Origin of the sequence: Tepidibacter thalassicus DSM 15285 (genome assembly GCF_900129915.1) — a bacterium.
Classification (GTDB): domain Bacteria; phylum Bacillota; class Clostridia; order Peptostreptococcales; family Peptostreptococcaceae; genus Tepidibacter; species Tepidibacter thalassicus.
Genome location: NZ_FQXH01000039.1, coordinates 1 through 11,744 on the forward strand (window position 1 = coordinate 1; position 11,744 = coordinate 11,744).

The following is an 11,744-nucleotide window of genomic DNA, read 5'->3' on the forward strand; positions in this document are numbered from 1 at the left end:
AAGAATAAAGGTTGCTAAATTACATGAAAAAGTAACTAATCAAAGATTGGATTTTATTCACAAATTATCTAAAAGAATTATAAGCGAAAACCAAGTTATAGTTCTTGAGGATTTAGCAGTCAAAAATATGATGAAAAATGAAAAATTAGCGCAAAGTATTTCAGATGTAAGTTGGTATAAATTTGTTACTATACTTGAATATAAAGCAAAGTGGTATGGAAGAAAACTTCATAAAATAGATAGATGGTACCCATCATCAAAAACTTGTAGTGAATGTGGGTATGTTATGGAAGATATGCCGTTACAAATAAGAGAATGGAAATGTCCTAAATGCAACAGTATTCATGATAGAGATATAAATGCTAGCAAAAATATTCTAAAACAAGGACTAGTAGATATAGAATAATAATAAGAACCGTAGGTCTTACGGGGATAGCCTGTGGAGATAGTAGGTTACGAGGTCGTAGAAGCAGGAAAAGTTCTTGGATACACCAAGAAGCCCCCACTTCAGCGTGAGCAAGTGGAGGGAGAGTTCACAATCCAGTATTGTATTTATCGCTTAAAGCGATAAAATTGATACTGGATTTTTTAAATGCATTTTAAATGATTTTTGTCTTGTAATTTTGTATACTTTTTGACGAAAAAATGCTATAGTATTTAAGGGAAAGTGTTACACTAAATTTTATAGAGGTGAAAACATGAATTTAAAATCTATAATACTTGCAGCTGGAAAAGGAACTAGGATGAAATCAAATCTTCCTAAAGTACTTCATAAAGTGTGTGGAAAAGAAATGGTAAATCATGTTATAGATGTAGCTATAAATTCAGGGTGTAAAGAGAACATAGTAGTACTTGGTCATCAAGCAGATATGGTAAAAGAAAAATTAAATGAAAGTGTAAAAACAGTACTTCAAAAAGAACAGTTGGGAACAGGTCATGCAGTGATGATGGCAAGAGAATACATAAATGATGAAGATACTGTAGTAGTACTTTGTGGAGATACACCGCTTATAAGAGAAGGTACTTTAAAAAATTTATTTGAATATCACAGAGAAAATAATTACTCTGCAACAGTTCTTACAACAGAAATTGAAAATCCAAATGGATACGGAAGAATAATAAGAGATGTAAATGGAGATTTATTAAAAATAGTAGAAGAAAAAGATGCAAATGACGAAGAAAAGAAAGTAAAAGAAATAAATTCGGGGATATATTGTTTCAGTGGAGAGAATTTAAAGAGAGGTCTTTTAAGTATTTCTAATGATAATGCACAGGGAGAATATTACCTTACAGATGTCATAGAAATACTGAGAAAAGAAGGATTAAAAGTAGGGGCATATAAGGGATCTACCATCGAAGAACTTATGGGAGTGAATTCGAGAGTTCAGCTTTCAAATGCTGAAAGAATAATGAGAGAGAGAATTAATCAAATTCACATGATAAATGGAGTTACAATAATAGATCCTCAAAATACATATATAGAATGTAATGTGAAAATCGGAATGGATACAATAATATATCCAGGCTGTGTTATATCTGGAAATACTACAATAGGTAGTAATTGTATAATAGGAGCAAATTCTAGAATTGAAAATTCTGATATAAAAGACAATGTAGAAATTCAAATATCAACGATAATAAACAGTACTGTTGGAGAAAACAGCAGTGTTGGTCCTTATGCTTATTTAAGACCTAATAGTGAAGTTGGATGTAATGTTAAAATAGGAGATTTTGTTGAAATCAAAAATTCTAAAATAGGAGATAATTCAAAAGCATCACACCTTGCATATATAGGAGATGCTCATATCGGTAAAAATGTAAACATAGGATGTGGAGTGGTTTTCGTAAATTACGATGGAAAAAATAAGCACAAAACTGTAGTAAAAGACAATGCATTTGTGGGTTCTAATTCAAACTTAGTAGCACCTGTTGTAGTTGAAGAAAAAGGGTATGTAGCGACAGGTTCTACTATAACAGATAATGTTCCAAGTGGTTCACTTTCAATTGCAAGAGCAAGACAAGTAAATAAAGAAGGATGGGTTGAAAAAAAAGGCATATTTGATAAATAGTTTATTAAATTCTTCTGGGAGGTTTTTAATATATGAATACTAGTGGTAGTGAAATTAAAATTTTAACAGGAAATTCTAATCCTGAACTTGCCGAAAAAATTGCAAAAGATTTAGGAGTTTCTTTAGCTAAAGCTAAAGTGTGTACATTTAGCGATGGGGAAATTTCAGTAAATATTGGTGAAACTGTAAGAGGTACAGATGTATTTGTAATTCAATCGACTAATAGTCCAGTAAACAACAATTTAATGGAGCTGCTTATAATGATAGATGCTTTAAGAAGAGCATCGGCTGGTAGAATAACAGCAGTTATCCCTTATTACGGGTATGCAAGACAGGACAGAAAAGCAAAGGCAAGAGATCCAATTACAGCAAAATTAGTTGCAAATCTCATAACTGCAGCAGGAGCAGATAGAGTGTTGACTATGGATTTACATGCTGCTCAAATTCAAGGATATTTTGATATACCTGTAGACCATTTACTTGGAGTTCCTATACTTGCTGATTATTTTAAAAAGAAAAATATAGAGGACTTAGTTGTAGTATCTCCTGACCTTGGAAGTGTTACAAGAGCTAGAAACTTTGCAAATCAACTCGATGCACCTATTGCAATTATAGACAAGAGAAGACCAAAAGCCAACGTTTCAGAGGTTATGAATATAATTGGAGATATAAAAGGAAAAAATGTAATATTAGTGGATGATATGATAGATACTGCAGGAACTATAACAAATGCAGCATATGCATTGAAAAAATTTGGAGCAAAAGAAGTATATGCTTGTTGTACTCACCCTGTACTATCAGGACCTGCAATAGAGAGAATAGAAAATTCAGTTATAAAAGAACTTATAGTACTTGATACTATAGCATTACCAGAGGAAAAGAAAATAGATAAGATAAAAATACAAAGTGTATCTTCTATATTTGCTAGTGCTATTAACAAGATATTTTCAAATGAGTCTGTAAGCAGTTTGTTTAACTAAAAAAGTGGCTTTAGCCACTTTTTTGTTATGTAAAATATTTATTTTGTGGTAAAATGTATTATATGTAAAATTGTTGAAATAGGAGGAATAAAGATGAAAATGGGGATAAGAGGAAAATTGATATCGGTATTTGTTATATTGATAACAGTTCCATTGATATTTTTAGGAGTAGCTGCTCATAAAAAATCATTAAACATAATAGAAAAAGATTTAAAAGAGCTTTCAGTTAGTACATTAGAAGGGATAGAAATTTCTATTGATAATTATTTAAAAGGATTTGAAGATAGTTTAGATATGCTCGCCAATAATGTGGATTTGAAAGAAATATTAAATCATCCAAATTATGAACCTTTTATGATAGGTCTTTTTCAGGGAGTTATAGATTCTCATAAAGACGTCATATCTGTTTATATGGGAACAAAAGATAAGCAAATGTTTACATATCCTCAAGCAGAATATAGTGAAGATTTTGATCCAACTACAAGACCTTGGTATAAAAATGCTTATGAGAAAAAAATTACTTCTTGGACTCAGCCATATGTAGATGTACATACAAACAAACTAGTGGTAACAGTATCATCTCCTGTGTATGATGAAAATAATGAATTTGTTGGAGTAGTTGCCATGGATGTACTTTTAGATTCTCTGTCAAATAATATAAGCAAAATGAAAATAGGGAATAATGGATATCCATTTATTGTCGATGCAAATGGAAATTTTATGACACACAAAAATAAAAGCAAAATAGGAAATAAACTTAAAACAAAAGAAATAGTTGAAGCCATGGCAAAAGAAAAAACAGGAGATGTAGTATACGAGTTAAATGAAAATGGCAAAATTAGAAAAAAATTTGCTGCGTTTAGAAAAATGAATAAAACGGGATGGACAATATTTGGAAGTTTATATTTAGATGAGATTTTAGACAGAGCCCATGATATGATATATACTATTGTATTAATTGGAGGAATGCTTTTAGTAGGTGCTATAATAGTTGCCTATGTATTTTCTAAAAGTTTGACATCTACTATACATAAATTAATATCAGATATGGAAAAAATTAAAGAAGGGGATTTAACTGTAAGATCTGATATAAAGACAGATGATGAACTTGGAAAATTGGCGAGCAATTTTAATGACACAATAGATACTCTTTCAAATTTAATTAAAAACATAAAAGAAGTATCTCACGAAGTTAGAAACTCATCGGAAAACTTAGCAGCTACTGCTCAAGAAACTAGTGCAACATCAGATCAAGTAGCTATGACAGTTGAACAAATAGCAAAAGGAGCTTTATCACAAGCTGAAGATGCTGAAAAAGGAGTTGAACTTGTAAATAGATTGTCTGACAAATTAAATGAGCTTACAGATAATACAAATGATATGTTTGTATCTGCTGAAAATGTAGTTAATTCTAATTTACAAGGTTTTGAAGCAGTTGAAGACTTAAAACAAAAAACTGATCAAAATATCAATACAACAAAAATGATAGAATCAGCTGTACTTGCACTTAACGATAAATCGAAAAATATAAGGGAGATATTAGATACAATAACATCAATTGCAGAACAGACAAATTTATTAGCACTTAATGCATCAATAGAAGTAGCAAGAGCAGGAGAGCATGGAAGGGGATTTGCAGTTGTTGCTGATGAAATAAGAAAACTTGCAGAAGGCTCTAGAAATGCAGCAGATGAGATAAAGAATATAGTTGAAAATATACAAAAGGATAGTCAAAATACAGTTGAAATAATGAATGAAGTCAAAAAAGTATCAAGTGAACAAGCAGATGCTGTTTCAAAAGTAAATAGTTCATTTGACGTTATATCGAGATCAGTTGGAGATATAACATATAAAATTTCTTCTATAAAAGAATTTGTCAACAACATGAATGAAGAAAAAGATTTAATAGTAGCATCTATACAAAACATATCAGCAGTATCAGAGGAAAGTGCATCTTCATCAGAAGAAGTTAGTGCGTCTATGAATGAGCAGGCTCTAGCTATTGAAGAAGTTGCAAAAGCAGCAGATAAGCTAAATGGTCTTTCTATGAAGTTAAATGAAGAAATAAAAATATTTAAAATATAACTAAAAAAGTCCCGAACTAACTCGGGGCTTTTTTTACGTTTTTTATTTTAGCAGTAATAAATATAATAACAGGTAAAATCACTTCAAACAAAAAAGAATAATAAAGCCATCCATTAGAATTCCACTCTACAAAAGACATTCTATTATCGAATGAGATAAAGGATAGATTGATTATAGAAAGTGAAACTGGCGTTACTATAAAACGGTAGCTTTCAAAATTAAACAGCTTACTAATACCAATAGAACTAGCTAGCAAAAGTATGCTGATTTTAAGAAAACTTCCTATTACAAATATAAGTGTTGATATTACTTCTAGTCTTTGAATAAAATCCGATATATCTATTTTTGAAACTGTATTATATGTGGAATAATAAGTTTGCAAAGCTTGAGTTGATCCTATAGTTAAAACCGTAGATAGAGAAAGAGCTAATGAACATATCCCACCTATTATTAAACCGAATATATAAGTTGTATAATACGATTTTTTAGTTTTAAAACGTGAAAATACAAGGGATAGTATTACTGTTTCTCCAAAAGGAAATGTAAATGCCGAATAAGCCCCTTCAATTACAGGAGTTATCCCGTTATCTAAAATAGGAAATATATTATCTATATCCATTTCGGGAATTAATAAAACTACTGAAATAAATACAAAAATTATAAATGGGATGATAAATAGGTCAGACCATTTTCCAATTAATTCAATTCCACCTTTTACAATCCAAACACATAAGATTAAAATAAACATTCTAGGTACAATTGTAGGTGTTTCAGCAAGAGCAGTATCTTCTAAAAATTGACTGTTATTTATTAAAGTTTGAGAAGCTTCCTCAAAGGTAAACCAAGTAAATAAAAGTATAAATAATTTGCCTATAGATTTTCCGAAACAAATTTCACATATATCAAATAAATTTTTACCTGGAAAATTAAAGTGAAGATTGACAAATATAAGTGATACAGTAATACTCATAAGCACGGATAAAATAATAGCTAACCATATATCTTCTTTGGCTTCAAGTGCAAGGGATAGTATAGATGAAGTTCCTGCCATAAAAATAACAACAATAGATAAACCTTGTTTGCCAGAAATAATTTCTCTACTCACAACAATTGTCCTCCGATGTTTTTTGTATATTTCTTTTATAAATTATATTTTGTTCAAAAACATAATTTTTTTATACATTTTTTACTGAAAGAATTTTTGTGAAATGTGATATAATAATTTATTGTTAAAGTTATGATAAATAGGAGGAGTATGTATGTTCGTTGTTGTAGGTTTAGGAAATCCGGGTAAACAATATGAAAATACTAGACATAATGTTGGATTTAATATTATAGATATAATAGCAAAGAACAACAGTATAGATGTAAAAAAAATAAAACACAAAGCATTAATTGGAGAAGGGCGAATAGGAAATGAGAAAGTACTTTTAGTAAAACCTCAAACTTATATGAATTTAAGTGGACAAAGTCTACTAGAAATATATAAGTATTATAAATTAGATCCAGAAAATATAATAGTAATATACGATGATATTGACTTAGATGTTGGAAAAATAAGAATAAGAAAAAAGGGAAGTGCAGGAACTCATAATGGAATGAGATCTATTGTAAACAATCTTAAATTTGATAATTTCCCTAGAGTTAGAATAGGAGTTTCAAAACCAGAAAAAGGACAGGATCTGGCTTCTTTTGTGCTGTCTAAATTTAGAAAAGAAGAAGTACAAATTTTAAATGAAACATTAGATAGAGCAGCTCTTGCAGTAGAAACCATAATAAAAGAGGGAATAGATATATCTATGAATAAATACAATGGCTAATGAAAGGTGATAATGATGAATGATATTTTTATAAGTCCCTTAAACTACTCTTTAGAATTTAATAATATTATAAAAAGTATAGAGGAAAATAAATCTCCCCTTTTAGTGAATGGACTTGTATATTCTCAAAAAAGTCATATGACATATGCTTTATTTGAAAAATTGAATAGGCAAATTATGATTATAACTCATAGTGATTTAGAAGCAAAAAGAATATATGAAGATTTGAGCTTTTATGTAAAAGATAATGTTTTGTATTTGTCTTTTGAAGAAATACTATTTTATTTTTTGGATGCAAAGGATAGAAAAGAAGAATCTAAAAGGATAAATGTACTTTTAAGTCTTATAAAAGAGGATAATATAATTTTAGTAACTTCGATAGAAGCTGTTCTTAAAAAATATATACCTAAAGATGTGTTGAATAAAAATATATTTAGGTACAGATTAGGAGATGTTATAAATACAGAACAATTATCTTCAAAACTTGTTGAACTTGGATATGAAAGAGTAGTTAAAGTAGAAGGGATAGGTCAATTTAGTATAAGAGGAGGAATTATAGATATATATTCGGGAAATTACGAATATCCAATTAGAATAGAGCTATTTGGCGATGAAATAGATTCAATAAGGATGTTTGACGTTATTTCTCAAAAATCAGTAGAAAAAATAAATGAATTTGAAATAGTTCCATCTAGAGAAATTATATATCCTGAAAACTTAGAAAAAGCATTAAAAAATATAAAGAGAGAATTAAAAGAGGATACAAGTGAAGATGTATACTCTAATATAGAAAAAATAGAGCAGAGAATATACTTTGAAGGACTTGAAAACTATATAGATTATTTATATGAAGATATGGATAAGAGCATTTTTTCTTACCTTAAAAAAGACGCTTTAGTTGTATTTAATGAGCCTTCAAGAATAATAGAAAAATACAATAATTATTACAATGAATTTAAAGAAAATTACAAAGTCAATTTAGAAAGAAAAACAGTGCTTAAATCTCAGATAAATTTACTGAATAGATTTGACGAGTTAGAAGATTTAATAGGAAGTAGATTTATAATTCTCAAAAGCATTCTTCCAAAAACTATAAAAGAATTTGAACCTAAATTTACAGTTAATTTTAATTCAAGAGAAATAGCTTCTTTTAATGGTAAAATAGATTTACTAGTCGAAGAACTCAAATATTTAAAACACCATGGCTATAAAGTGCTAATAGTTCCGGGAAGTATTGATAAATCTAAAAAACTTTACGATAATTTGTTAAATGAAGGAGTAGAAACAGTTATTTTAGAAGGTAGAGAAGGAGAAATAAAACCATCGCAAATAGTTATAACTCCTGGAATTGTATCTCAAGGATTTCAATACAGCGATATAAAATACGCACTGATTACTGACAATGAAATATTTGGGGTTCACAAGAGAATTTCTCTAAAGAAAAAGAAGAAATTTAAAAAAGGAAAAAAAATAGAGAGCTTTTTAGAACTAAATATTGGAGATTATGTAGTTCATGAAGGTCATGGAATAGGTAGATATGCTGGAATAGAACAATTAAAGGTTGCAGGGATTAAAAAGGACTATATAAAAATAGTGTACTCTGGAGGAGATAATTTATTTGTTCCAACAGATCAAATGGATAAAGTTCAAAAATACATCGGTCAAGATGTAGAGAATGTAAAGCTAAATAAGCTAGGAACTAACGATTGGAATAAAGCTAAAGCAAAAGTAAAAAAATCAATAGAAGATATGACAAAAGAGCTTATAGAGCTTTATGCAAAAAGGGAAAGTTCAAAAGGATATAAATATAGAGAAGATACGCCATGGCAAAAAGAATTTGAATCGCTATTTCCATATGAAGAAACAGAAGATCAGTTAAAAGCAATAGAAGATGTAAAGAGGGATATGGAATCCGATAAAGTAATGGACAGATTGATATGTGGAGATGTTGGATATGGAAAAACAGAAGTTGCTATAAGAGCTGTATTTAAAGCTTGTATGGATTCAAAACAAGTTGTATTTTTAGTTCCAACTACAATACTTGCTCAGCAACACTATAATACATTTAAACAAAGATTTGAAAATTTCCCTATAAGAGTTGAAGTTTTGAGTAGATTTAAAACTCCAAAACAACAAAAACAAATAATAGAAGATATAAAAAGAGGTCTTGTAGATGTAGTTATAGGGACACATAGAATAATATCAAAAGACATTGAATTTAAAGACTTAGGACTTGTAGTAATAGATGAAGAACAGAGATTTGGAGTAAGACATAAAGAAAAACTAAAAAAATTAAAATCATCAGTAGATGTACTTACATTATCTGCAACACCTATACCTAGAACACTTCACATGTCGCTTAGTGGAATTAGAGATATGAGCTTAATCGAAGAGCCTCCTCAAGAAAGACATCCGGTTTTAACTTATGTAGTCGAGGGAAAAGAGAGCATTATAGCAGATGCAATTGAAAGAGAAATATCTAGAGGAGGTCAAGTGTTTTTTGTATACAATAGAATCGAAGGCATAGAAGAAATGGCAGCTCTTATAAAAAAATTAGTACCCAATGCTAAAGTTGCAGTAGGCCATGGAAGAATGACTGTAAGAAGCTTGGAAAAAGTAATGCTTGAGTTTTTGGAAAAAGAATACGATGTTTTGGTTTGTACAACCATAATAGAAACGGGAATGGATATACAAAATGCAAATACAATAATAATATACGATGCAGATAAAATGGGATTATCACAGCTTTACCAATTGAGAGGTAGAGTTGGAAGGTCATCTCGTCAAGGATATGCGTATTTTATGTACGAAAAAAATAAAATTTTAAGTGAAGTAGCTGAAAAAAGACTTAAAGCTATAAAAGAGTTTACTGAATTTGGATCAGGATTTAAAATAGCTATGAGAGATCTCGAAATAAGAGGAGCTGGGAATATATTAGGTTCACAACAACATGGACATATGGCTGTCATTGGATATGACCTTTATGTGAAAATGTTAAATGAAGCTATAAGAAAAGTAAAAGGAGAAAAAATAGAAGAAATAGATACAGAAATAGATTTAAATGTAAACGCATATATACCAGAAAGCTATATAAAAGATGAAAGCATTAAAATTGAAATATACAAAAAAATCTCATCAATAGAAGATAAAAAAGACAAGGAAGAGATAGAGGAAGAAATAGAAGATAGATTTTCTGAAATACCAATCCCTCTTAAAACTCTAATAATGATAGCGTATATAAAAGCACTTGGCAAAAAGCTCAAAGTAAAAACGATAAAACAAATAAAAGATAAAATATACTTAGAACCTCATTATAGATTTACAACTAAAGAAAAAAATCATTACAAATTGGTTACAGAAATTGCTAATGTTTTAGAAAAGATGTTATAATAACCTTATGATAAAAAATGAAAGGATGTTTGAAATGAAAAAAATAATATCGGTAGTATTAATGATTTTGTTGGCATTTTCGCTAACAGCTTGTAGCAAAGGACAATCAAAAGATGTAGTAGCAAAAGTAAATGATAGGGTTATAACGCTTGGCGAATATGAAAAAACTTTAGCAATGTACAAGAAGAATTTTGAAAATGTATATGGACCTGACATTTGGACTAAAGAAGCTGAAAAAGGAAAAACTGTTTTAGAAATGGTAAAAGAGAGAGTACTTGACAATATGATTGACGATGAAATAGTATATCAAGCTTTTAAGAAAGAAAACTTAAAAATAGATAAAAGTCAAGTAGATAAACAATTAAGCAACTTTAAAAAGCAGTTGGAAAAAAATCCAGAATTCAAGTCGTTTTTAAAAGACAACAATATAGACGATGAGTTTTTAAAAGAACAGTTAAAAAAAGATATGGCTATTGTGAAATATAAAGAAAACTATATAAACAGTTTGGGAATAAGTGATCAAGATATAAAAGATTATTATGAAAAAAATAAAGATAAATTCAAAAGAGAAGAAGTAAAAGCATCTCATATACTATTTTTAACGGTACAAAAAGATGAAAATGGACAATTAAAAAGAGATGAAAAAGGTAAATTAGTTCCTTTATCTGATGAAGAAATAAAAAAAGCAAAACAAAAAGCTGAGGAAATATTGATAAGAGCTAAAAATGGAGAAGACTTTGCAAAACTTGCTAAAGAATATTCGCAAGATATAGGTTCAGCACAAAACGGAGGAGATTTAGGATATTTCGGAAGAGGAGTTATGGATCCTAATTTTGAAAAAGCAGCATTTGCTTTAAAACCAGGAGAAATATCAGATATAGTAGAATCTCAATTTGGATACCATATTATAAAGGTAGAAGATAAAGTTGACGAAATTAGAAAACTTGAAGAAGTAAAAAACGGAATAAAAACTCAAATTGAACAGGAAAAATATAGAGATAAAATAGATGAATTGAGAAAAGAAGCAAAAATTGAAAAGTTTTTAAAAAATATAAAATAAATTACGAGGAAGTCCTGATATGCTCCCCTTATAGTAGACAGTTAAAATAATAAAACTGTTGGCTATAAGGAGGAGTATTTTTTATGGGAAGAAAAAGTAAGTTCACAACAAATGAAAAATTAGAATATGTTCTTAGATGTATAAATGGAGAGGACTCTATCAATCATACTGCTAAACTAATTGGTGTTAATCGAAGCACCTTAAGCAATTGGATTCGAAATTATCAATCATTAGGAATTAATGGATTAAATACCACATCTAAGAATACTTCTTATTCAGAAAAAATTAAGAATATGTCTGTGAGAGATTATCTTGATGGAAAAGGATCATTAGATGATAT

General features: G+C 29.2%; 9 protein-coding genes. 8 read left to right on the top strand and 1 reads right to left on the bottom strand.

Annotated features, from left to right (window positions below):
• The 4 genes from BUA19_RS10935 to BUA19_RS10950 all read left to right on the top strand — a co-directional run.
• Positions 1-406 (top strand): RNA-guided endonuclease TnpB family protein (locus tag BUA19_RS10935; RefSeq protein ID WP_143145374.1); only part of this gene is annotated, 406 nt, incomplete at its 5' end.
• Positions 407-698: 292 nt separating this feature from the next.
• Positions 699-2,069, top strand: coding sequence for a bifunctional UDP-N-acetylglucosamine diphosphorylase/glucosamine-1-phosphate N-acetyltransferase GlmU (gene glmU, locus BUA19_RS10940; protein WP_072726459.1), 1,371 nt, complete (start codon positions 699-701; stop codon positions 2,067-2,069).
• 32 nt (positions 2,070-2,101) lie between these two features.
• Positions 2,102-3,049 carry a ribose-phosphate diphosphokinase gene (locus tag BUA19_RS10945; RefSeq protein WP_072726460.1) on the top strand — a complete coding sequence of 316 codons (948 nt, stop codon included), beginning with the start codon at positions 2,102-2,104 and terminating at the stop codon, positions 3,047-3,049.
• Between the two features lie 93 nt (positions 3,050-3,142).
• Entirely contained in the window at positions 3,143-5,134 is a 1,992-nt protein-coding gene (locus tag BUA19_RS10950) for a methyl-accepting chemotaxis protein (protein WP_072726461.1), read from the top strand.
• A 16-nt stretch (positions 5,135-5,150) separates the two neighbouring features.
• On the opposite strand, the gene BUA19_RS10955 is transcribed toward BUA19_RS10950, so the two are convergent.
• Positions 5,151-6,239 (bottom strand): GerAB/ArcD/ProY family transporter, encoded by a 1,089-nt coding sequence (locus BUA19_RS10955; RefSeq protein WP_072726462.1) that lies wholly within the window; start codon positions 6,237-6,239, stop codon positions 5,151-5,153.
• A gap of 154 nt (positions 6,240-6,393) precedes the next feature.
• Between BUA19_RS10955 and pth the strand changes: the two genes are divergently transcribed.
• The 4 genes from pth to BUA19_RS10975 form a co-directional block, all read left to right on the top strand.
• Positions 6,394-6,954, top strand: coding sequence for an aminoacyl-tRNA hydrolase (gene pth, locus BUA19_RS10960; protein ID WP_072726463.1), 561 nt, complete (start codon positions 6,394-6,396; stop codon positions 6,952-6,954).
• Positions 6,955-6,969: 15 nt separating this feature from the next.
• Complete coding sequence (gene mfd, locus BUA19_RS10965) at positions 6,970-10,344, top strand: transcription-repair coupling factor (RefSeq protein WP_072726464.1); 3,375 nt, start codon at positions 6,970-6,972, stop codon at positions 10,342-10,344.
• 34 nt (positions 10,345-10,378) lie between these two features.
• Positions 10,379-11,404, top strand: coding sequence for a peptidylprolyl isomerase (locus BUA19_RS10970; RefSeq protein WP_072726465.1), 1,026 nt, complete (start codon positions 10,379-10,381; stop codon positions 11,402-11,404).
• 83 nt (positions 11,405-11,487) lie between these two features.
• On the top strand, positions 11,488-11,744 hold a 257-nt coding region (locus tag BUA19_RS10975; protein WP_143145428.1), incomplete at its 3' end, for a helix-turn-helix domain-containing protein.

Bases quoted from the DNA above. Each gene is read 5' to 3' on its own strand.
- glmU (WP_072726459.1), top strand. From the start codon at position 699: ATGAATTTAAAATCTATAATACTTGCAGCTGGAAAAGGAACTAGGATG.
- BUA19_RS10945 (WP_072726460.1), top strand. From the start codon at position 2,102: ATGAATACTAGTGGTAGTGAAATTAAAATTTTAACAGGAAATTCTAAT.
- BUA19_RS10950 (WP_072726461.1), top strand. From the start codon at position 3,143: ATGAAAATGGGGATAAGAGGAAAATTGATATCGGTATTTGTTATATTG.
- pth (WP_072726463.1), top strand. From the start codon at position 6,394: ATGTTCGTTGTTGTAGGTTTAGGAAATCCGGGTAAACAATATGAAAAT.
- mfd (WP_072726464.1), top strand. From the start codon at position 6,970: ATGAATGATATTTTTATAAGTCCCTTAAACTACTCTTTAGAATTTAAT.
- BUA19_RS10970 (WP_072726465.1), top strand. From the start codon at position 10,379: ATGAAAAAAATAATATCGGTAGTATTAATGATTTTGTTGGCATTTTCG.